Below are 19,840 nucleotides of genomic sequence, written 5' to 3'. Positions count from 1 at the left end.
GAAGCCTTTAACGTCGTCGGCGCCGGATTGCTTCGGCTCCTGCACGTGTCAGCGTTGCAAGCAATCTGCGCACGGAGTCGGGCATGTGTTCGTGCGGACGGATCAGCGGGAGTAGGTTGGCGAGCCGCGGAGGCGGTTGACGGACCTCGGATCGCTCGGGCTCGATGTTGGGCAGTGCGTGAACGAACACGGCAAGTGTTTGACAACCGGGGAGCGCCGCCGCCGGGGCCAGTACGGCGTCGAAGTTGGCATCGCGGGCGGCGGCGATGGCCTGGGTGGTGGTGTAGTCGTCGGACAGAAGATCTGTTTCGTCCACACCTAGATGGGATCGAGTCCTCTCGTCTGTGAGGTCGAGTACCTGGAGTGTGACCGCCACTCGACCGACGCGGCGACGGACCTCGAATGGATCGACCCCGTCATCGACGAAGTGGCGGAACAACTCCGCCCATGCACCTTGCTCTTTGTTCGATGCGTACCAGACTCCCGGCTCGCCCGTTCGGTGGTAACGGCCAGGACCTCGGGCGGGGTCGGCGCAGGAGGTCACAGGGTGACGTGTGGGGCCTTGGTGCCAGTAGGTGCCTTTGAGCGTTCGCCGCGGTGCGGTGGCGATCGCGTCGGCAAGCTTCACACGTAGGCGCCGTCGATAAATGACTCCGCCGCGCTTCGCACATCCTCGTAGCGATCCTTGGCGAGCAGGTCAACCGGGCGCTGCCCGTCGAGGAGCCGGTTTTTGGCGTGCAGCCACTGGCCGACACCTCGGGGGGTAAGCGAATCCGAGAGCAGGAGGACGAGGTCACGAAGCTGCGCCAGCCGGTCGTACCGCTCAGGGCGGATGTCGCCGGTCCGCCACCCGCGTACCGCCCGATCGGACACCTGTATGACCGCGGCGACGTCGACCTGGGTGACGCCGAAGGGTTTCAGGGCATCGACGATCTCGCTGGCCTCGACCGCCCGGTCCAGGGTGACCGCCATCGTGGTTCCTCCGCAACTTCCGGTTCTACTACCGTAAACGCTACCGCTTATCGACCATGATGACAACGGAGGCGCCCTAAGTGGTGCTGCCGATGGACCCTCACTAGCTCCGCGACCACATGGAGGCGAGGTGCTGTAGGTCCACCAAGAGTCTGACCGATTTCGGCCTGGGATTGCTGCTGATTGCTGTGTTGGGAACGGATTTGGGAACAGAACAGGCCGAAACGAATTGAACCGCCCCGGTGAGTCCGGAGACTCTCTGATCTGAGACCTCAGCCGGCGGCTGGTCTCTGGCGTTGAGCGTAGTAGGCAGCCTCGAGTTCGACCGGCGGGACGTCGCCGCAGTACTGGTAGAGGCGGCGATGGTTGAACCAGTCGACCCAGCGCGCGGTGGCCAACTCGACATCCTCGATGGACCGCCAGGGCTTGCCGGGTTTGATCAGCTCGGTCTTGTATAGGCCGTTGATCGTCTCGGCTAGTGCATTGTCATAGGAGCTTCCGACCGCTCCGACCGACGGTTGGATGCCTGCCTCGGCGAGCCGCTCGCTGAACCGGATCGATGTGTACTGAGATCCCCTATCCGTATGGTGGATAACGTCTTTCAGGTCGAGTACGCCTTCTTGTTGGCGGGTCCAGATGGCTTGCTCGATCGCGTCGAGGACCATGGAGGTGGCCATCGTGGAAGCGACCCGCCAGCCCAGGATCCTGCGAGCGTAGGCGTCGGTGACAAAGGCCACGTAGGCGAACCCTGCCCAGGTCGACACATAGGTGAGGTCTGCTACCCACAGCCGGTTAGGTGCTGGTGGTCCGAAGCGGCGCTGGACGAGATCGGCGGGACGGGCTGTGGCCGGATCAGCGATCGTGGTCCTGCGGGCTTTGCCGCGGGTGGTCCCGGACAGGCCGAGTTTGGTCATCAGCCGTTCGACGGTGCATCTGGCCACCTCGATGCCCTCACGGTTCAGGGTTAGCCACACTTTGCGGGCACCGTAAACACCGTAGTTGGCGGCGTGGACGCGGCTGATGTGCTCCTTGAGTTCGCCATCGCGCAGCTCGCGGCGGCTGGGCTCCCGGTTGATGTGGTCGTAGTAGGTCGATGGGGCGATCGGCACACCCAGCTCGGTCAGCTGTGTGCAGATCGACTCGACACCCCACCGCAAACCATCGGGGCCCTCGCGGTGGCCCTGATGATCGGCGATGAACCGGGTAATTAGCGTGCTGGCCGGTCGAGCTCGGCCGCGAAGAAAGCCGACGCGGTCTTTAAAATCGCGTTCGCCCTTCGCAATTCGGCGTTGTCCCGCCGCAAGCGCTTCAGCTCAGCGGATTCTTCGGTCGTGGTCCCGGGCCGTGCGCCGGCATCGACCTGCGCCTGGCGCACCCACTTACGCACCGTCTCCGCGCAGCCAACACCAAGTAGACGGGCGACCTCACTGATCGCTGCCCACTCCGAATCGTGCTGACCGCGGATCTCTGCGACCATCCGCACCGCCCGCTCACGCAGCTCCGGCGGGTACCTCCTCGATGAACCACCTGACATGACCCCATCCTTTCCAAGAACTGGAGTCTCCGGACATGCCGGGGCGGTTCAAATCCGTACAACCGCGACGCGGCGGAACAGGCTGGACGGCGGAATAGAGGCTGATCTGGACGTATGAGACCGACCGCGATGGGAGAGATTGCGACTGGTTAGCTCATAACCCAGAGGTCGCAGGTTCGTGAACCGCCCCGGTGAGTCCGGAGACTCTCTGATCTGAGACCTCAGCCGGCGGCTGGTCTCTGGCGTTGAGCGTAGTAGGCAGCCTCGAGTTCGACCGGCGGGACGTCGCCGCAGTACTGGTAGAGGCGGCGATGGTTGAACCAGTCGACCCAGCGCGCGGTGGCCAACTCGACATCCTCGATGGACCGCCAGGGCTTGCCGGGTTTGATCAGCTCGGTCTTGTATAGGCCGTTGATCGTCTCGGCTAGTGCATTGTCATAGGAGCTTCCGACCGCTCCGACCGACGGTTGGATGCCTGCCTCGGCGAGCCGCTCGCTGAACCGGATCGATGTGTACTGAGATCCCCTATCCGTATGGTGGATAACGTCTTTCAGGTCGAGTACGCCTTCTTGTTGGCGGGTCCAGATGGCTTGCTCGATCGCGTCGAGGACCATGGAGGTGGCCATCGTGGAAGCGACCCGCCAGCCCAGGATCCTGCGAGCGTAGGCGTCGGTGACAAAGGCCACGTAGGCGAACCCTGCCCAGGTCGACACATAGGTGAGGTCTGCTACCCACAGCCGGTTAGGTGCTGGTGGTCCGAAGCGGCGCTGGACGAGATCGGCGGGACGGGCTGTGGCCGGATCAGCGATCGTGGTCCTGCGGGCTTTGCCGCGGGTGGTCCCGGACAGGCCGAGTTTGGTCATCAGCCGTTCGACGGTGCATCTGGCCACCTCGATGCCCTCACGGTTCAGGGTTAGCCACACTTTGCGGGCACCGTAAACACCGTAGTTGGCGGCGTGGACGCGGCTGATGTGCTCCTTGAGTTCGCCATCGCGCAGCTCGCGGCGGCTGGGCTCCCGGTTGATGTGGTCGTAGTAGGTCGATGGGGCGATCGGCACACCCAGCTCGGTCAGCTGTGTGCAGATCGACTCGACACCCCACCGCAAACCATCGGGGCCCTCGCGGTGGCCCTGATGATCGGCGATGAACCGGGTAATTAGCGTGCTGGCCGGTCGAGCTCGGCCGCGAAGAAAGCCGACGCGGTCTTTAAAATCGCGTTCGCCCTTCGCAATTCGGCGTTGTCCCGCCGCAAGCGCTTCAGCTCAGCGGATTCTTCGGTCGTGGTCCCGGGCCGTGCGCCGGCATCGACCTGCGCCTGGCGCACCCACTTACGCACCGTCTCCGCGCAGCCAACACCAAGTAGACGGGCGACCTCACTGATCGCTGCCCACTCCGAATCGTGCTGACCGCGGATCTCTGCGACCATCCGCACCGCCCGCTCACGCAGCTCCGGCGGGTACCTCCTCGATGAACCACCTGACATGACCCCATCCTTTCCAAGAACTGGAGTCTCCGGACATGCCGGGGCGGTTCATCGAATCCTGTCCCCGCTACCGGCGAAATGGCCCTCGGAGGAGACTCCGGGGGCCGTTTTCATGGGCGGGAACACTTTTGGGAACATGCGCATAGCTAAGGATCTGGTTGGGAACAGATTGGGAACACGAGCTGTGCTGGGGCTTGGGAGATCGAGACCGGCCGGAAGTGTGGGCGTGAGTTAGCTCAGGCGGTCAGCTCGACAGTATTTTCGCCGAACTCAGCGACGATGCGCAGGTGCCCGCCCAGGGCGGCAACGTAGGCCTGCAGGGTGCCGAGTTCGGTGTGGGACAGGTCGCCGCTCTCCAGCTTGGAGACACGGGCCTGAGAGACCCCCATCAGCGCCGCGACGTCGGCCTGACGTGCGTGGCCTAGCGCCTTGCGGATCTCGGCCAGGCGGTGCGCCAGGACGGCATCGCGCATCTCCTCGCGTGCCACGGCGGCCCGCTGCAGATCCACGCGGCCCTGCGCGACGGCATCGGCGCGAATGTCACGCCAGTTGCGGGCCATGGTCATCCACCTCCGTGCTCGCTCGCCAGCCAGTTCTCGGAGCGCTGGTCAGCGATTGGAATGTTGTTGTCGTACCAGCGTTTCCAGTTGCCTGCCTTGTCACCGCCCAGCAGCAGGATCGCCTGCCGGGCCGGGTCGAAGGCGAACAGGATCCGGATGCTGGTGCCGGCGGGGCGCAGCTCCTTCATGTTGTGAAACGTTGAGTCGTTCACTTTGTCGACCACCGGGCGGCCCAACGTCGGCCCCTCCATTTCGAGCAGGTCGATGGCGCCGGTGACCGAGGCCATCGCATCCCTGTTGAGCGCGAAGAACCACCGTTCGACCTGCGGGAGCAGGATCACGGCCAACGCTTCCGCACCAGTATAACCTCTAGGTTATATCTCGTGGTGGCGGCGGTGCGCGGTCATCGTCGGGCCAACTGTCACCGAGCAGGAACGAGGCAGCCTGCTCGGCCGCTGCAAGCTAAACCCGGCGTTCACCACCGAGGCGCTGCCGTCGCCATGCAGCTGACCACAAATGCCAGCTGCGCCGAAGGCCCAGCGCGGACGGCAAACACCTTCCGTTGCAACACCTTCGGATGCAGCTTGGACGGAAGGTGACCAGTCACCACGACATCGACCGTTTCGGCGTCGCCAGCACCGCGGACGAATCGGTGTACCGGCCGTTGCCACCTCGCCTCCGGCTTGCGCAGGTCAATCTCTCACGTCGTCGTTGCCGCACGCAGAGTGATATGTACAAATCACGGTTCAGTGAGTGTACAGTTCAAAGTGTGGATGTATCCGTGACCGAGTTGCGCGCGCACCTCAGCGATTGGCTCGATCGAGCTCGGGCCGGTGGCGAGGTCGTCATCACCGAACGTGGGATTCCGATCGCACGACTCGCTGCGCTGGACAGCACAGACACCTTGGAGCGTCTCACGGCCGAAGGCGTGATTGGCAAGGCGACCGCGCAGCGGCCCGTAGCCGCGGGACGGCCCAGGCCCCGACCGCAGCGGCCGGTGTCTGACCGGGTCAGCGACCAGCGGCGCTGACCGTGCCGCTCGTCTACTTCGACGCCAGCGCCTTCGTCAAACTTCTCACCACCGAGACAGGGAGCTCGCTGGCGTCCGCTCTATGGGACGGCTGCGACGCCGCATTGTCCAGCCGCCTGGCCTACCCCGAAGTCCGCGCCGCACTCGCTGCAGCGGCCCGCAATCACGACCTAACCGAATCCGAGCTCGCCGACGCCGAGCGTGACTGGGAGGACTTCTGGGCCGCCACCCGCCCAGTCGAACTCACCGCGACGGTTGAACAGCACGCCGGCCACCTCGCCCGAGCACATGCCTTACGCGGAGCCGACGCCGTTCATCTGGCCAGCGCATTGGCAGTCGGCGACCCCGGCCTGGTAGTCGCCGTTTGGGACCGACGCCTGCACACCGGAGCCCATGCCGCCGGGTGCCGAGTCGCCCCCGCCCAACTCGACCCGTGATCCGACCGCTTGACGTTAGCCATATCGGGTTTGGGGACCGCCGCCCCAGGGCATCCGCGGCCGACGGCTCCGCGTCGGTTGTTCAGCTCCCGAAAAGGGGTGACGTGAAGTCTGCCGAGGAGATCATGGAGATTTTGGAAGCCTACGATTTGACCGGTTCGTTGCGTGATGCGCGGAGCTGGTGGGGTGCTTGCATCACACGGTCGCGGGTATGTGGCCGCGCGGGAGCTCGGTGTGAGCTGGTTGAATAGCGCGTCGACTAGCGCTAGAGCCGCCCATCGTTGCCGCACGATGATTGGGGGCAGAAGCTCCAACCTGCTCTTGAAATATGGCGATCGGTATGCGCCTACAGGCTGGAGACGGATTGTCCGTTCCAGAGGAGATTGATGGGTAGAGCCATCAACCGGTCGCCGAACGGCAAAGCCCGGGCACCAGTGTAGAAGAGAACTCCGGTGATGAATTCGTCGCCGAGTCGGTCACGCGCGAATGACAAGTGTCGGAAATCATGGACGTTCACTGTCGCCGAGGCTTTGACCTCGACACCGACGACGCGACTGTCTGGGGTCTGAAGAATGCAGTCGATCTCCCGTCCGTCTCGATCGCGAAAGTGATACAGGTCAACCTCGAGTTCGGTCGCCGCACGTAGCTTCATCAGCTCGTTGATCACGAACGTTTCCATGATCGGGCCCGCGCCCTCCGCGGTTGGCCTGGCCAGGGAGTCGGCGCTTTGCCCGCGCAACCAGGCCGCGAAGCCACTGTCGACGACGTGGATCTTTGACCGCTTCTTGATCTTCGCGGTCAGATTCCGCGACCAGGCGGGCAGGCGATGTACCAGATAGACCGTCTCGAACAACGCCAGATCCGAACGGATCGTCCCCGCGTCGACCCCGATGACCCGCGCCGCTTCGGCCACGTTCAGCTCCTGCGCGGTGATAGCGGCCAGGTAGCGCATGAACCGCGGCAGGCGATCCGTCTGCTCGATCCGCTTCAGCTCGCGCACGTCGCGCTGCGTCACCGTGCGCAGATAGTCCGAGAACCACCGGCTGCGGGCGCGACCCGCCGGGCGCTGCACAACTTCCGGAAAGCCACCCGCGCAGGCCAGCTGCAGATACTCATGTCGCGTGACCGGGGCGGGCTCCGTGCCCAGGACCACTTGGGGTTCAGTGAACAGTTGCGCAATGATCTCCGGCCGGACACCCGATCGTTCAGCGACAGACAGCGGCCAGAGGTCGAGGATCGCAACCCGTCCGGCCAGTGATTCCGACAGCGTCGGCACCGTCAGGAATCGGGTCGACCCCGACAGGAAGAACTGTCTGGGCCGGCGGTCACGATCGGTTGCCGTCTTGATCGCCAGGATCAACGGATCCCCGGCGCACTGGACCTCGTCCAAGAACGTCGGGCGCGGCGCGGACATGATGTACCCCTCGGGATCGGCTCGCGCCGACGCGCGTTCGACGTCAACATCCAACGAACGCAGCCATCCGCCTAGCTCGGCGTGCAATTGTTGGAGCAGCGTCGTCTTACCAGCCTGCCGTGGACCATTGATCAGCACGACACGGGTGTACTCCGCAACCTCGCGCAACTGTTCGAGCATGTGCCGCTCGATCAGCTCGTGACCAGCCTCATCATGCACCACAACGTCAAAGTACTCCTGTTTTGTCGTACATCTGATCCCGATTTGTCGAATAGTTTGTCCTGTTTTGTCGACCATTGGATCTTGTTTTGTCGAAAGACGTATCTTGATCTGTCGACCATCGTCGGGCTTGTGGCTGTAGTCGACCTTCCAGGGGCTGGTGATTGGTCCCAGGCAGCGATGGCCGTGAGCACACAATGCCGGTGCAGGCCGATATCCTTATGCCAGCGATGATCCCGACTGGATCCCCGTTGTCGGTGACCGCGGTTGGGTGGACATCACTCATGCGATCAACGGTGTGTTGCTGGCTCAACGCCAGTTCCGTCGGCAATGTCCCTTTGGTGCACCACATCACGCCGAGCACCGTCGTCCGCCCCAACGCCAGCGGGGTTGCGCAGATTCGAGCAGGCGGTTCTTGAGGGACCGGCTCGTAGCGTAATGAGCTTTTTGCGAACGGATTCGGAAACGTCGTCCGTCAACAGGCCCTCGTACGCAACATCGACCGGAAGCTGAAGTAGCTCCTCGAGTTCGATCCGGGTTCCGGACAGCCGAAGCCGCTCTTCTTTGTCCTCGGCCGCCGTCACCAGGCCGCCGGGTCAGCGGAAGCGGACGTTCAACGTCGCCTGGCCAAAGGTCTTCCGGCCGCCAGTCATCGCGGCGACGGTGACGACACCCGTGGGAGTTGCCGGGTCCAGCGACTTGATTCGGCCGCTGTATTCGATGTCTGCTCCCTCGGTGGCCTAGCCGATCGCGGTGCCGAAAGCACCCCGTAGCGGGTAACCGCACCGGGATCGCTCGACCACGCGGAGCAGGCCGACGCCTATTAGCGTGGCCGCAAGATGATCACCGGAATCCCACGCTCGGTCCAGCTTTGGCAAGAATCGAAGTCGGCGTAGGCGTCTACTGGGCGCGGCCATAGGCGCGCCCGCTCGTCCGAGCTGGCCACGACGGCTCTCACCGGGCGGCGATCGGATCCGATCTGAATGTGGGTGTCGGGATTGGGCGGCAGGTTGCGATACCACTGCGGGTTTTCTGCCTGCCCAAGGGCAGAGGCAACGACGATGACATTGTTACGGTCGGTGATGTAAAGCAGTGGTGCGACGAAGTTCTTGCCGGACTTGCGGCTCCGGTGTTCGAGTAGCAGTGTCGGCACCGGTTTGCGGAATCCGGCGCCGAGTCGCAACTTGCAGCCGACTCGTCCGCCGGTGCGGTGATAGATCCATGGGTGCGCTCTGCCGATACCGCGAAACGGTGGGGAGGAGCGGCGAATCCAACTGGTCTGGGCGTGGCTTTGGTGGTCATGCGAAATCGCTTCACGACTCGAGAAACTGCAGGGCATCGTCCACAAACTGTGCGTGGTGCTGGAATATCCCGCCGTGGCCGGCGTCGGGATAGATGCGCAGCGTGGCGTCGGGCAGCCGGTCAGCGAGGTCCAACGAGTTGCTGGTGGGCACCATCGTGTCGTCGTCACCGTTTGCGATCAGGACCGGATGGCCGATGCTCGTCAAGTCCGAAGGCTTTTGCGTGCCCCATGCATGGATGGCCTTGAGCTGGGAGCGGAACGCGCGCACTGTAATCGATTTGTCGCGATTGTCCTTCCGTTCCTTGAGCCGCTTCACGAACTGTCGCGCCGCCGATTTGCCGCTGTCGGTTCGCGTGAAGAACCGCAACTCCTTGGGATCCCTGAAAGTCAGTGTGGCCTTGATGCTCTCGCGGATCGTCCCGAAAGTAACCTTGCCGATGCCGACACCACCGGCCGGTCCGGTACCCGCGAGGATGATCTTGCGAACGAGCTGCGGTTCTTGCTGCGCGATCACCTGCGCGACGAAGCCGCCCAACGAGAATCCAAGGAGATCAACCTGATCGAACCCCAGGGCACGGACAAAGGCGATCGCATCGTCGGCCATGGTGGTCACGGTGTCCGGCGTCTGGCCTTCCGAAGCGCCGACACCGCGGTTGTCGAAAGTGACCACTGGATGCTTGGCGGCGATGCCGTCGACGACCCGTGGATCCCAGTTGTCTAAGACCGCGCCCAAGTGGTGCAGAAAGATCACCGGCACGCCGGCATCAGCACCGAGCCGCCGGTAGACAAAACGCGTTCCGCCCACATTGATGCTCTTCGTGGGCGCGTCCTGGTATGTCGCGCCGATGTCGCCGGCCTGTCTCTGGGGCACGCCGACTCCTTGTATACTGATCGGTGTACTTATAACCGACACTGTACATCGGTTAATGCGACACGTAAACTTATCGGTGTACTTTGGTTGCGGAGATGCACCGACATGGACCTCGACAACCTCCGCCAACGGCTAGCGAGCGCGCGATGACGCACCGGGCGAGCGCGCTCATCAGCGCACAGGAGTGGTTCTCCGCTGGGGAGAGGGTGGGCTACGACGCTGAGCGGCCGGGCATCAACCCACGTTCGCCGCTGCGCGCGTTCATACGGCGCGCTGCTGGGACGGGGGTCACGCGAACGTTCCTGCCTGGCTGGCCGGATGGTTCCTACGGTTGGGCGAAGGTGGAAGCTTTCTTGAGCTCGCGATTCCACTTCCCCCGCATCTACCTGGACTACATCGGCCACGGCGACTCCGACAAACCCCGGGATTACCCGTACTCGACCTTCGAGCGCGCGGATCTCGTCGAAGCCCTCTGGCACGCCGAGGGGATAGCGCAGACCGTCGTCGTTGCCTTCGACTACTCCTGCATCGTCAGCCTTGAGCTGCTGGCGCGGCGGATCGATCGCGAGCGGGCGGGAAACGATCAGCGGACCCGAATCACGGCTTGCCTGCTCGCCAACGGCGGCATCTTTGCCGACGGCCACACCCACGCCTGGTATACGACGCCGCTGCTCACATCGCCGCTCGGCGCGGCGATCACGCCGATCGGCCAGCGCTCATGGCGCATGTTCGCCCCATTCTTGCGCCCCGTCTTCTCGCGCGGATACCCATTAAGCGCAGCGGAGATGAAGGAGCTCCACGACGCGATCAGCCGGCGCGACGGCGTGCGCGTGCTGCCCGCCACGGCGGGCTTCGTGGACGAGCATCGCGAGCACGCAGCGCGCTGGGACCTGGCGCGGATCATTTCGGCGCTGGGCGATGAGGTCGCCTTTGGTGTGGTGGGCAGCGCCGAGGATCCATTCGAGGGAGAGCAACTGCGGCTCGCCCGAGAGCGGCTTGCGGATTCGGTGGAAATCACCGAGCTTGCGGGCGGCCACCTGACGACAGCGGAGCAGCCCGATCGGCTCGCCGAGGTTATTGCGGCCCTGCCCGAGCGTTCCTAAAGAGGGGGAACGCGGAAGCCGCCTAGGACTTCGGTGAGCAGGGCGGCGAACTCTACGGTGGTGCGGTCTCCGCCCGCGGGCCCCATCGCCTGGATGCCGATCGGGAGTCCGGTAGCTGTGGTGGTGATGGGCATGGTGGTGGCCGGGGTGCCGGCGATGTTGGCCAGCGCGTTCCATTTGAGTTGGTCCCAGTACGATCGTGAGACGCCGTCGACGTCGATGGTGCGGCCCAACCGGTCGTGGTCCTTGTTGTGGTGGAGCGGCGCGGGGGTGGGCGTGACGGGCAGGAGCAGCACGTCGAACTCGTTGAAGAATCCGGCCCACCGGTCGCGCATTTCGTGGCGCGCCGCATCGGCGAACAACCACGCACGGTGGCTCTGTAGCGTCGCACCCAGGGCGTTGGCGGCTTCGCCCCGAGGATGCCGAACCGCGCGTAATCCGAGCGCGGCGGCGGAGGCTGGGCTGAGGGTGGACCGGTCGACAGCGAAGGCGCCGAACACCAGACTCTGGAAGATGTTGTGCGACACCGCCATATCGACCGGGATGGTGGCGGGCTGCTCAACGACGTGTGCGCCCGCGGCGCGCAGCGCGGCGACAGCATCATCCATGGCCCGACGCACGTCGGCGTCAATTGGGCAATGCGGGTCCTCGGCCCAGACCGCGACCCGGAAGTCTTTGAGCGCGCCGGCTCGTGGCGGAGCGAGCGCATACGAGAATCCTCCGTCCGCCCGCATCGGCCCGACGGTCGCCTCCAGTGCGGGGATGATGTCGCGGGCACCGCGCACCTGCACGCCCGCGCAGGCCATGTCGGCTTGCCCCCATCGCCCGGGATTACCTGGTGCGCTGGGAATGTGCCCGACCAGAGGAACCGAGCGCCAGGTCGATTTGTGGCCGTACAGACCGCAGTAATGAGCCGGGATCCTGGTAGAGCCGCCGATCTCCGAGCCGTAGTCGAAGCTGGTCAGCCCGGCCGCGGTGGCGGCCGCCCCGCCGCCGGCCGAGCCGCCGGACGTGCGCGCGGCGTCCCATGGGTTGTTGGTGCGGCCGAAGACCGGATTGCTGGCCTGGACGTCCTGGTTGCCGGTGGGCATGTTTGTCTTGCCCATGATGATCGCGCCGGCCCGGCGCAACCGGGCGACCGCCTCGGCGTCCTGGGTGGGTACATAGTCGGCAAGGTCGCGGCGACCGCAGGTCGTGCGCATGCCGGCCGTCTCATAGCTGTCCTTGACGGTGATCGGCAACCCATGCAACGGGCCGAGTTCGTCGCCGCGGGCTCGTGCCGCATCGGACCGCTTGGCGACGCGTCGGGCGGCGTCGGGGTCAACGGTGACGATCGCGTTGAGCGACGCGTTGTACGTGTCGATTCGGGAAAGATACAGCTCGACTAACTCCGCGCTGGACACCTTCTTGGCGGCGAGCACCGCGAGTTGAGCGGTCGCCGGTAGCCAGGCAATATCGTCTGAGGCCTTGGCGGACATGGCCATATCGACTTTCGGACTCAGTTACCCATCAACCGCGCGATACGTTCCCGCGCAGGGACATTCAGCGACGCGCGCACCTGACGGCTCATCTCGTCGGCCAGCACGTCCTCCTTGCCAGCCTCTATTCCGTCGAGCACCTGGCGGACCACATCGGCAGGATCGGACTTCGGCGCGTCGGCGAATCGACCCATGTCGGTGTCGACCAGCCCCACGTAGACGCCCACCACCTGCACACCGCGCGGCGCCAGCTCGATACGCATCGACTCCGTCGCGCTCCACATCGCCGCCTTGGACACTCCATAGCTCATGCCAAGGGGAAGCCAGGCGAGTACCGAGGAAACGTTGACGATGGCACCGGATCTCTCGGCGATGCGGTCGGCGAACGCGGAGGCCAGCGCGAGCGGTCCGAACAGGTTCGTCTCCAGCTCGCCGCGAAGCGCGGATGTGTCCTTGTCGAGCACCGAGGACGCCCGGGAGATGCCGGCATTGTTGATCAGAATGCCGACATCGGTTGCTAAGTCGGCTGCCTCGGCGACCGACACCGCGTCGGTGACGTCGAGTTGGAGCGGAATCACGCGCGGATCGCTAACGTCGATTGCCAGCGGGTTGCGGGTAGCGGCATAGACCTTTGCCACTTTGCGACCGAGAAGCTGAGCGACGTATTCGCGGCCCATGCCGCGGTTGGCGCCGGTGACGAGCACGGTCCGCTCGGCTAGTGAAGTCATGAGACCTCCTACAGTAAACCGATTGGTGTACTTTGTGCTTTGACGGTACACGCGCTAAGGGGTGTTGTAAACAGGTCGGTATACTCAGCACTATGCCGCCGGTCACCAGAACAACGGAACCCCCCAGGCGCGGGGGCCGCGGCGCTCGTCAGCGTATCTTGAAGGCGGCTGCAGAGCTGTTCTACTGCGAGGGCATCAACGCCACCGGGGTCGAACTGATTGCGAACAAGGCTTCGGTATCCAAGCGGACTCTCTACCAACACTTTCCGAGTAAGTCCGCGTTGGTGGAGGAGTACCTGCGCGGGCTCCGGCAAGCCGCCGGCGAGGCCGACAAGATGCCCAAGGCATCCAACGCGACACCACGCGAGCGGCTGCTCGCATTGTTCGATCGTCCAAACAGGGGCGATGGGCGGATGCGAGGTTGTCCATTCCACAACGCGGCGGTCGAGGCGGCCGGGGAGATGCCCGGAGTCGAGCGGATCGTCCACTCGCACAAACGCGACTACATCAAAGGCCTCGCCCGGCTGGCCCGAGAAGCCGGCGCAGCGCATCCGCGCAGCCTGGGCAATCAACTCGCCGTGCTGTTCGAGGGCGCGGCCGCACTGTCCACCTCCCTCGACGATGCCGGCCCCTGGGCGCACGCCCGAGCGGCAGCGGAGGTCCTGATTGATCAGGCAACGGCCCGTCCGGTCTGAACTCGTCATCGCAATGGATGGGGATTCGTCCACGCTCACGTTGTGAGATGGCCGGCGGCCAGGGTTTAGGATCGCCGAATGTCCGTTGCGCTGCTTCGGGAAATGTTCGATCGGATGGTCGTCGCCAAAAACGCGGAGCTGATCGAGCACTACTACGACCCAGACTTCCTGATGTACTCCGACGGGCTGAGCCAGAGCTTCGCAAAATTCCGCGATAGCCACCGCAAGCTCTACGCCACGGCGATCAGCTACGCGGTCGAATACGACGAGCACGCATGGGTAGAGGCCCAGACAAGGTTGCCGGGCGGGTGTGGATCACCACGTCGCGACCTGGCGAGGAGCCGACCCGCATCGAGGTGGTACTCATTGCCGCCTACCGCAACGGCCGAATTCACCGGATCTGGGAGACGACGTGGCCGAGTTGGCGCAACGTGGCCGCCCTCGACGATTACTGAGACGACTACTGATCGGCTGGCGATGCGAAACCAGCTGAGAGCAGGGGCCGCGACGTTATTATTCTGTGATCCTATGCTTCAGCGATTTCCAGCTACCCGTAAGTAACTGCACGCTAGAGTGGGCGACATCCGGAAGGCGGCAACGGGGCCGCGTCGAAGGGGGAGCGGCGATGAGTGCTCGGAGACCCACTCGAAGCAGCGGGGCTACCCAGATTCCAGACGTCCTACCGCCTAGCCGCACCTTGACCGTCCGTGCGGCGGACGGCACCCCGTTACACACCCAGGTGTTCGGGCCGCCTCACGGCTATCCGATTGTGCTGACGCACGGTTTCGTCTGCGCCATCCGGGCCTGGGCATACCAAATCGCCGACCTGGCCGGCGACTACCGGGTGATCGCCTTCGACCATCGCGGCCACGGTCGAAGCGGTGTCCCACGGCGTGGCGCCTACAGCCTCAATCACCTTGCGGCCGACCTCGATTCGGTGTTGGACGCTACGTTGGCCCCGCGCGAGCGTGCGGTGGTCGCTGGGCACTCGATGGGCGGCATTACCATTGCCGCCTGGTCGGACCGCTACCGCCACAAAGTCCGCCGCCGCACGGACGCCGTCGCGCTGATCAACACCACCACCGGCGACCTGGTGCGCAAGGTGAAACTGCTGTCGGTGCCACGCGAGTTGTCCCCGGTTCGGGTGCTGGCCGGCCGGAGCCTGGTCAACACGTTCGGCGGGTTTCCACTCCCCGGCGCGGCCAGGGCCTTAAGCCGGCACGTGATCTCCACGCTGGCGGTCGCCGCCGACGCGGACCCCAGCGCCACGAGACTGGTCTATGAGTTGTTCACCCAGACGTCTGCCGCGGGGCGCGGCGGCTGCGCGAAGATGCTCGTCGAGGAAGTAGGGTCGGCACACCTCAACCTGGATGGTCTGACGGTGCCAACCCTGGTGATCGGCGGCGTACGTGATCGACTAACGCCGATCAGCCAGTCCCGCAGGATTGCGCGCACCGCGCCCAATGTCGTCGGCCTCGTTGAACTGCCCGGCGGCCACTGCTCGATGCTGGAACGGCACCAAGAGGTGAACAGCCACCTGCGGGCGCTGGCCGAATCGGTGACCCGGCACGTCCGGGACCGGCGGATCAGCTCATAGCAGGGCGGCGACCTCGGCGGCGGCACGCTGACCGGATCTGACGGCGCCGTCGAAATACCCGGTCCATTCGTCCGCGGTCTCAGTGCTCGCCCAGTGAATCGGACCGACCGGCTCACGTAACCAGTGACCGTATTTCGTCCACGACCCCGGCGGTACCGCCGCGGTCGGACCACCCGGCGCGAATTCCTCTGTACCCCAACGATAGTCAACATAATCAAGGGGGTCGAGCGCTTCGTCGCCGAACAGCGACGCAAAGCAGCGCAATGCATCGCGGCGGCGCTCTTCGATGGGTAGCGAGTCGAACCCGCGAGCATCGACGAACCCCATCAGAATGCCTGGCCCGTCGGCGTGCGGACTGACGTCGAAGGTGATGAACACCGGCGCCTCATCGGACAGCGCCTGGCCGGAATACCCGCTGGCCCGCCAGAACGGCGTCGAATAGGCCGCGTAGGCCTTGCTCAGCCGGCCCTGCGGCCAATGGTGGGCGAGCTGCTGATATTCCGGCGGCAGCGGGGGATCGAACTCGATGGCCACGCGATGGGCCGGTGGAATGGCGACGATGACGAACCCGGCCTCGGCCTGACCCTGATCGGACGTGACCGTCACACCCGCTCCGTGCCGGTCGATGCGACGCACCGCGGCGTTGAGCAGGACGCGTGCGCCGAGTTGGGCGGCGGCCGCCTGGGCGATCTGCTGTGTCCCCCCCGGCACACGGTCCTGCTGGGCACCATTTTTGACGTCGAGCAGCCGGTCCAGGCCGCCGGCCGCGCGTACGTAGCGGGCGGCGTGCAGCATCGAGACATCGTCGGGCTCACAACCCCAGGTCACCCGGGTCATGATGGCCATCAGGTTCCGCGAGGACGATGTGGCGCGCACCAAGCGCAACCACTCCCCGAGCGACACGTCGTCGAGTTCACGCGCGCGCCGCGCATCCCAGGGGGCGGCCACCGGAACGCCGCGGGCAATTCGCTCGAATTGCCAACGCAACCGGCCGATGTCGATGAGCCCGGTCAGCGACAGCTTGGGGATGGTGCCACGATAGCTGCGTGCCGATCCCCGCCACTGGATGACGTTTCGGCCGTCGCGGTGGGTCGGGGTTGTCGGGATCCCCAGCTCGGTGGCCAACGCCAGCACGGCGTCTTGGGTCGGGCCGATGAACGAGCCGCCCATATCCGCGGGCACCCCTGCCACGCGACCGGTTAACGAGCGGCCGCCCACCCGATCGCGGCCTTCGAACACCAGCACCTCGTGACCCTGTCGCGTCAGCTCGCGGGCCGCGGCCAGCCCGGCGAAGCCCGCGCCCACCACGACAACATCGACAGTCCACGGTGGGTTTGTCACCGCTCTAGTCAACCGCATTTCGGCGGTTCCGGTCGGCTATTCCGGCTGCCGTCGTTTTCGGGCCGTTTCCCGGCCGGCGCCCAGGAACCCTGGACTCGCGAATGCGGATAGCCTCACCGGTGCCGAAGTAAGCCTGAAGCGCCTAGGGCGCCAGCGTAGACCAGTCGGCGAACCCCGATGGGTCGTGGCGGCCCAGCGCCCCGTGTTCAAACAGACCCCAGCCCTGCACTGGATTCCCGTCGCCGTCGCGGCATAGCGCGCGACCGACGTGGTCGATGACGCCGAAGCCGGCCCGCGCGATGATCGTCGGATCGGTCATGTCGTAGGTTCTTCGCTCGACGAACTTCTCGCCCTTCCACATGCCATGTGACCAGTCCGAGTCACCCCCGTAGCCGCCACCGACATGGGTCGGCACCGCCAGTTTGGACTCCACGTCGAAGTGCACCGGCGCGCCGTCGGGGGTGCTTGCCTCGATCGTCGCCCCGGTCGGGATGCGGGTGCCGGAGCGGTAGTGGATCCGCACCCGCGGCCAGCCCAGCTGCTCGACGTGGCCGTCACGCCAGATCCGGGTGCAGTCGTTGAGCGAGCGGAACCCGTCGGGTTCTTCCTGGATGATCAGCACGACGGCGAAGTCGTCGAAGGCCAACGGCACATACAGCCACCACATGCCCTCGAAGGGTGGGTCGGCGGGCCGGCCCGCCGGTTCTGGTTCCCCCACCGGCCGGATGCCCCAGGACCGGTCCCGGCTGCCGAGCCAGGTCGCCGGATCGACGGCGATCCGTTCGCCGTCGACGACGATGCGGCCGCTCCAGGTGCCCAGCTGCGCGAAGCGCTGCGCATCCAGGGTCACCCGGTTGCCGGAGCGCAAGACGTGCGGCTGTTCCTGGACGACGTCGAACAGGCCCTCCCAGGTGAGATCGGCCGCCACACCTTCGGTTTCGTCGAGCACGATACGCAGTTTTCGCAGCGGCTCGACGACCTCCACCCGGTAACCGTTGACGTGCTGGTGTAGCCGGTCGGAGTCGATGGCATCCGAAAGATGCACCGCGGTCTGTATGTCCGCACGCCTGATCAGCACGAACGCGTCTTTCACGCCCAGGTTAGGGTAGTAGCCGATACCGGTGATCAGAAAGATGTTCCCGGTGCGGTCGTGGGCGTTGAAGTAGGAGCGGTCGTAGAAGTTGCGGTCGGAGGAGCCCGGCCAGGCGATCGGCTGGGGAAGCTGATGTAGCGGGTACTCGTCGAGTGGGCCTAGCATTTGCGGCATTAGTGCTCCTCTCCAAGAAGATGCTTCATCAAGCCGGCGTGATAGAACAGCGACTCCACATCGTCGGGCTTCTCGATCTCGCCGAAGTGCACTCGCCGCGCACCGGTGCGCATGAACACGCATGCCCACATGACCCCGGAGTACACGTAAAACCAGTGCAGGTCACCAAGTTCCACGCCGGTAAGCGCCTGGTAGGTGGCGCGCACATCGTCCTCACGCATCACCTCCGGCAAACCCGGCAGCGTCGCCAAACCGGCAAGCTCCTGAAATACCCTGTGCGCAAATATCATCCACGCGACGTCGAGTTCCCGTGGACCCAGCGCCACCATTTCCCAGTCCAGCACCGCCACCGGCTGAAAGTCTCGGTACAAGACGTTGCCCACCCGCGCGTCCCCCCACAGCAACACCGGCTCGCGCGCGGCAGCGTCGTCCGGCCAGTGGCTTTGCAGCCACTCGAAAGTCCGTTCCAGTAGTGGGGATCGACCGATGCCTTCCACCGCGAAGTCGTACCAGGACCGTACCCAGTTGAAGTGCCGGTGCAGCGTGGTATCGCTGGTGCGGCCCTGGGTGAGGAAGCTAAACGTGTTCTGGGCGTTAGGGATTGAATGTAGTGTGGCCAACGCTGCGACGGTGGCGTCCTGCAGTTGGCGCTGGCGCTCGGCGGGCGCGTCGGCGAACCAGTTGTCACCGAACGTGTACGGCATGACGTCGGGCGGCACCACGCCCTCGACGTAGTCCATCAGAAAGAACGGAGTTCCCAGCACGTCGCCGGTGGTCTCGATCCAGCGCACCCGCGGGACGGGAACGTCGGTCAGCTCTCCGACCAGCCGGATCACTTCGAATTGGTGGTCAAGCCGATACGTCGGGAACACCGGCACGTCCTCGGCGGCCGGCGCCACCCGCGCCACCAGCTTCTGCTGGATCGATCGCCCGTCTTGTTGCCACCGCGCGGTCAAGATGATGGTTTCCGACGACATGCCGGTGGAGTCCACGCCACTTTCCACGGTCACCTCGGGTGCCGCCCCACCGGGCAACACGCTCGACAGCCAGCGCGATATCACCGCCGGCAGGGTGGTCACGTCGCGGCTCGAGCGCTGGAGTCGGTCGATGGCTCCGATTGCCGGTTCGTTGGCCACAAGCGCCTCCCTGGTGCGGCAATTACGCTACTTTAGGTAGCGTTATGAAAGCAGACCTGCCCTCCCTTGACAAGGCCCCCGGCGCCGGGCGGCCGCGTGATCCGCGCATCGACTCGGCGATCCTGTCGGCGACGGCGGAACTGCTTGTGCAGATCGGGTATTCGAACCTCAGCTTGGCCGCGGTCGCCGAACGCGCCGGCACCACCAAATCGGCGTTGTACCGGCGGTGGTCGAGCAAGGCCGAACTAGTGCACGAGGCCGCGTTTCCCGCCGCGCCCACCGCGCTGCAGGCTGCGGCCGGTGATATCGCCGCCGACATCCGAATGATGATCGCGGCCACCCGCGATGTGTTCACCACCCCGGTGGTGCGGGCCGCGTTACCCGGTCTGGTAGCCGATATGACCGCAGACGCTGAACTCAACGCCCGGGTGCTGGCGCGTTTTGCCGACTTATTCGCCGCGGTGCGCATGCGCCTGCGCGAGGCCGTCGACCGCGGCGAGGCGCATCCCGACGTGGACCCGGACCGGTTGATCGAGCTGATCGGGGGCGCCACCATGCTGCGGATGCTGCTGTACCCGGACGACATGCTGGACGACGCGTGGGTGGACCAAACCACCGCGATCGTCGTGCGAGGGGTCCACCGCGCCGCTCCTGGCGGCAGTGTCGTCTGAC

The 19,840-nt window shown here is 65.1% G+C and carries 20 protein-coding genes and 11 other annotated features; of the genes, 7 read left to right on the top strand and 13 right to left on the bottom strand.

Features of this window, described 5'->3' with window-relative positions; translation table 11 throughout:
- Nucleotides 1-7: 7 nt before the first annotated feature.
- From Rv3189 to Rv3182, 4 genes are all read right to left on the bottom strand, one after another.
- Nucleotides 8-628, bottom strand: a complete 621-nt coding sequence (locus Rv3189; protein ID NP_217705.1) for a hypothetical protein — start codon at nucleotides 626-628, stop codon at nucleotides 8-10.
- Complete coding sequence (locus tag Rv3188; protein ID NP_217704.1) at nucleotides 625-972, bottom strand: hypothetical protein; 348 nt, start codon at nucleotides 970-972, stop codon at nucleotides 625-627. The genes Rv3189 and Rv3188 overlap by 4 nt, the downstream gene beginning before the upstream one ends.
- A gap of 227 nt (nucleotides 973-1,199) precedes the next feature.
- Nucleotides 1,200-1,202: a repeat region (3 bp direct repeat, att, at 5'-end of IS6110. This region is a possible MT-complex-specific genomic island (See Becq et al., 2007).), on the bottom strand.
- Nucleotides 1,203-1,230, top strand: a repeat region (28 bp inverted repeat at right end of IS6110,TGAACCGCCCCGGTGAGTCCGGAGACTC. This region is a possible MT-complex-specific genomic island (See Becq et al.,2007).).
- Nucleotides 1,203-2,557, bottom strand: a mobile genetic element (IS6110-13, len: 1355 nt. Insertion sequence IS6110. This region is a possible MT-complex-specific genomic island (See Becq et al., 2007).). (Overlaps the previous feature by 28 nt.)
- Nucleotides 2,530-2,557: a repeat region (28 bp inverted repeat at left end of IS6110,TGAACCGCCCCGGCATGTCCGGAGACTC. This region is a possible MT-complex-specific genomic island (See Becq et al.,2007).), on the bottom strand. Its footprint overlaps the feature before it by 28 nt.
- Nucleotides 2,558-2,560, bottom strand: a repeat region (3 bp direct repeat, att, at 5'-end of IS6110. This region is a possible MT-complex-specific genomic island (See Becq et al., 2007).).
- Nucleotides 2,561-2,682: 122 nt separating this feature from the next.
- Nucleotides 2,683-2,685: a repeat region (3 bp direct repeat, cga, at 3'-end of IS6110. This region is a possible MT-complex-specific genomic island (See Becq et al., 2007).), on the bottom strand.
- Nucleotides 2,686-2,713, top strand: a repeat region (28 bp inverted repeat at right end of IS6110,TGAACCGCCCCGGTGAGTCCGGAGACTC. This region is a possible MT-complex-specific genomic island (See Becq et al.,2007).). It abuts the feature before it with no gap.
- Nucleotides 2,686-4,040: a mobile genetic element (IS6110-12, len: 1355 nt. Insertion sequence IS6110. This region is a possible MT-complex-specific genomic island (See Becq et al., 2007).), on the bottom strand. Its footprint overlaps the feature before it by 28 nt.
- Nucleotides 2,728-3,989 (bottom strand) — a sequence feature (similar to insertion sequence element IS986/IS6110 transposase; Probable IS6110 transposase. Identical to many other M. tuberculosis IS6110 transposase subunits. The transposase described here may be made by a frame shifting mechanism during translation, the sequence UUUUAAAG maybe responsible for such a frameshifting event (see McAdam et al., 1990). Start changed since first submission (+ 16 aa). This region is a possible MT-complex-specific genomic island (See Becq et al., 2007 PMID:17545187).). It overlaps the preceding feature by 1,262 nt.
- Nucleotides 4,013-4,040: a repeat region (28 bp inverted repeat at left end of IS6110,TGAACCGCCCCGGCATGTCCGGAGACTC. This region is a possible MT-complex-specific genomic island (See Becq et al.,2007).), on the bottom strand.
- Nucleotides 4,041-4,043: a repeat region (3 bp direct repeat, cga, at 5'-end of IS6110. This region is a possible MT-complex-specific genomic island (See Becq et al., 2007).), on the bottom strand.
- Between the two features lie 182 nt (nucleotides 4,044-4,225).
- Nucleotides 4,226-4,555 (bottom strand): transcriptional regulator, encoded by a 330-nt coding sequence (locus Rv3183; protein ID NP_217699.1) that lies wholly within the window; start codon nucleotides 4,553-4,555, stop codon nucleotides 4,226-4,228.
- Nucleotides 4,552-4,896, bottom strand: coding sequence for a hypothetical protein (locus Rv3182; protein NP_217698.1), 345 nt, complete (start codon nucleotides 4,894-4,896; stop codon nucleotides 4,552-4,554). Before Rv3182 ends, Rv3183 begins: the two co-directional genes overlap by 4 nt.
- Before the next feature lie 230 nt (nucleotides 4,897-5,126).
- Between Rv3182 and Rv3181c the strand changes: the two genes are divergently transcribed.
- A complete protein-coding gene (locus Rv3181c) occupies nucleotides 5,127-5,579 on the top strand; it encodes an antitoxin VapB45 (protein ID NP_217697.1) in 453 nt (150 codons plus the stop codon).
- A gap of 2 nt (nucleotides 5,580-5,581) precedes the next feature.
- On the top strand, nucleotides 5,582-6,016 hold the full coding sequence (locus Rv3180c) for a ribonuclease VapC45 (protein ID NP_217696.1): 435 nt from the start codon (nucleotides 5,582-5,584) through the stop codon (nucleotides 6,014-6,016).
- Nucleotides 6,017-6,362: 346 nt separating this feature from the next.
- On the opposite strand, the gene Rv3179 is transcribed toward Rv3180c, so the two are convergent.
- The 4 genes from Rv3179 to Rv3177 all read right to left on the bottom strand — a co-directional run bounded on the left by Rv3179 (nucleotide 6,363) and on the right by Rv3177 (nucleotide 9,823).
- Nucleotides 6,363-7,652: a hypothetical protein gene (locus Rv3179; RefSeq protein NP_217695.1), complete on the bottom strand. Its 1,290-nt coding sequence runs from the start codon at nucleotides 7,650-7,652 to the stop codon at nucleotides 6,363-6,365.
- A gap of 287 nt (nucleotides 7,653-7,939) precedes the next feature.
- Nucleotides 7,940-8,233, bottom strand: coding sequence for a hypothetical protein (locus Rv3178a; protein YP_009030043.1), 294 nt, complete (start codon nucleotides 8,231-8,233; stop codon nucleotides 7,940-7,942).
- 239 nt (nucleotides 8,234-8,472) lie between these two features.
- Nucleotides 8,473-8,832 carry a nitroreductase gene (locus Rv3178; protein NP_217694.1) on the bottom strand — a complete coding sequence of 120 codons (360 nt, stop codon included), beginning with the start codon at nucleotides 8,830-8,832 and terminating at the stop codon, nucleotides 8,473-8,475.
- A gap of 130 nt (nucleotides 8,833-8,962) precedes the next feature.
- The gene (locus Rv3177) at nucleotides 8,963-9,823 is read right to left on the bottom strand and encodes a peroxidase (RefSeq protein ID NP_217693.1); all 861 of its coding nucleotides are present in this window, start codon (nucleotides 9,821-9,823) and stop codon (nucleotides 8,963-8,965) included.
- Between the two features lie 146 nt (nucleotides 9,824-9,969).
- Between Rv3177 and mesT the strand changes: the two genes are divergently transcribed.
- On the top strand, nucleotides 9,970-10,926 hold the full coding sequence (mesT, locus tag Rv3176c; RefSeq protein ID YP_177938.1) for an epoxide hydrolase MesT: 957 nt from the start codon (nucleotides 9,970-9,972) through the stop codon (nucleotides 10,924-10,926).
- Here the strand turns inward: mesT and Rv3175 are convergent.
- Complete coding sequence (locus Rv3175) at nucleotides 10,923-12,410, bottom strand: amidase (RefSeq protein ID NP_217691.1); 1,488 nt, start codon at nucleotides 12,408-12,410, stop codon at nucleotides 10,923-10,925. The genes mesT and Rv3175 overlap by 4 nt on opposite strands.
- Before the next feature lie 14 nt (nucleotides 12,411-12,424).
- Entirely contained in the window at nucleotides 12,425-13,132 is a 708-nt protein-coding gene (locus Rv3174) for a short-chain dehydrogenase/reductase (protein NP_217690.1), read from the bottom strand.
- 92 nt (nucleotides 13,133-13,224) lie between these two features.
- Between Rv3174 and Rv3173c the strand changes: the two genes are divergently transcribed.
- The 3 genes from Rv3173c to hpx all read left to right on the top strand — a co-directional run bounded on the left by Rv3173c (nucleotide 13,225) and on the right by hpx (nucleotide 15,424).
- Nucleotides 13,225-13,827 (top strand): TetR/Acr family transcriptional regulator, encoded by a 603-nt coding sequence (locus Rv3173c; RefSeq protein ID NP_217689.1) that lies wholly within the window; start codon nucleotides 13,225-13,227, stop codon nucleotides 13,825-13,827.
- A gap of 78 nt (nucleotides 13,828-13,905) precedes the next feature.
- Nucleotides 13,906-14,388 (top strand): hypothetical protein, encoded by a 483-nt coding sequence (locus Rv3172c; RefSeq protein ID NP_217688.1) that lies wholly within the window; start codon nucleotides 13,906-13,908, stop codon nucleotides 14,386-14,388.
- A 136-nt stretch (nucleotides 14,389-14,524) separates the two neighbouring features.
- Nucleotides 14,525-15,424, top strand: coding sequence for a non-heme haloperoxidase Hpx (gene hpx, locus Rv3171c; RefSeq protein NP_217687.1), 900 nt, complete (start codon nucleotides 14,525-14,527; stop codon nucleotides 15,422-15,424).
- Here the strand turns inward: hpx and aofH are convergent.
- The 3 genes from aofH to Rv3168 all read right to left on the bottom strand — a co-directional run bounded on the left by aofH (nucleotide 15,419) and on the right by Rv3168 (nucleotide 19,168).
- Nucleotides 15,419-16,765 carry a flavin-containing monoamine oxidase gene (gene aofH, locus Rv3170; RefSeq protein ID NP_217686.1) on the bottom strand — a complete coding sequence of 449 codons (1,347 nt, stop codon included), beginning with the start codon at nucleotides 16,763-16,765 and terminating at the stop codon, nucleotides 15,419-15,421. The two genes, hpx and aofH, sit on opposite strands and share 6 nt — an antisense overlap.
- A gap of 142 nt (nucleotides 16,766-16,907) precedes the next feature.
- Nucleotides 16,908-18,032 (bottom strand): hypothetical protein, encoded by a 1,125-nt coding sequence (locus tag Rv3169; RefSeq protein ID NP_217685.1) that lies wholly within the window; start codon nucleotides 18,030-18,032, stop codon nucleotides 16,908-16,910.
- Nucleotides 18,032-19,168 carry an aminoglycoside phosphotransferase gene (locus Rv3168; RefSeq protein NP_217684.1) on the bottom strand — a complete coding sequence of 379 codons (1,137 nt, stop codon included), beginning with the start codon at nucleotides 19,166-19,168 and terminating at the stop codon, nucleotides 18,032-18,034. The genes Rv3169 and Rv3168 overlap by 1 nt, the downstream gene beginning before the upstream one ends.
- Nucleotides 19,169-19,212: 44 nt before the next feature.
- Here Rv3168 and Rv3167c point away from each other — a divergent pair, with 44 nt between their 5' ends.
- The gene (locus Rv3167c; protein NP_217683.1) at nucleotides 19,213-19,839 is read left to right on the top strand and encodes a TetR family transcriptional regulator; all 627 of its coding nucleotides are present in this window, start codon (nucleotides 19,213-19,215) and stop codon (nucleotides 19,837-19,839) included.
- Nucleotide 19,840 lies beyond the last annotated feature (1 nt).

Source organism: Mycobacterium tuberculosis H37Rv, assembly GCF_000195955.2.
GTDB classification, from domain to species: Bacteria; Actinomycetota; Actinomycetes; order Mycobacteriales; family Mycobacteriaceae; genus Mycobacterium; species Mycobacterium tuberculosis.
The sequence above is the reverse complement of the archived record's forward strand: the minus strand, read 5'-3'. Positions and strand labels throughout refer to the sequence as shown.

What these genes read in the sequence shown, in the direction of transcription:
- Rv3188 (NP_217704.1), bottom strand. Translation starts at nt 972, where the DNA reads ATGGCGGTCACCCTGGACCGGGCGGTCGAGGCCAGCGAGATCGTCGAT.
- Rv3183 (NP_217699.1), bottom strand. Translation starts at nt 4,555, where the DNA reads ATGACCATGGCCCGCAACTGGCGTGACATTCGCGCCGATGCCGTCGCG.
- Rv3181c (NP_217697.1), top strand. Translation starts at nt 5,127, where the DNA reads ATGCAGCTTGGACGGAAGGTGACCAGTCACCACGACATCGACCGTTTC.
- mesT (YP_177938.1), top strand. Translation starts at nt 9,970, where the DNA reads ATGACGCACCGGGCGAGCGCGCTCATCAGCGCACAGGAGTGGTTCTCC.
- Rv3175 (NP_217691.1), bottom strand. Translation starts at nt 12,410, where the DNA reads ATGGCCATGTCCGCCAAGGCCTCAGACGATATTGCCTGGCTACCGGCG.
- Rv3174 (NP_217690.1), bottom strand. Translation starts at nt 13,132, where the DNA reads ATGACTTCACTAGCCGAGCGGACCGTGCTCGTCACCGGCGCCAACCGC.
- Rv3173c (NP_217689.1), top strand. Translation starts at nt 13,225, where the DNA reads ATGCCGCCGGTCACCAGAACAACGGAACCCCCCAGGCGCGGGGGCCGC.
- Rv3172c (NP_217688.1), top strand. Translation starts at nt 13,906, where the DNA reads ATGTCCGTTGCGCTGCTTCGGGAAATGTTCGATCGGATGGTCGTCGCC.
- Rv3169 (NP_217685.1), bottom strand. Translation starts at nt 18,032, where the DNA reads ATGCCGCAAATGCTAGGCCCACTCGACGAGTACCCGCTACATCAGCTT.
- Rv3167c (NP_217683.1), top strand. Translation starts at nt 19,213, where the DNA reads ATGAAAGCAGACCTGCCCTCCCTTGACAAGGCCCCCGGCGCCGGGCGG.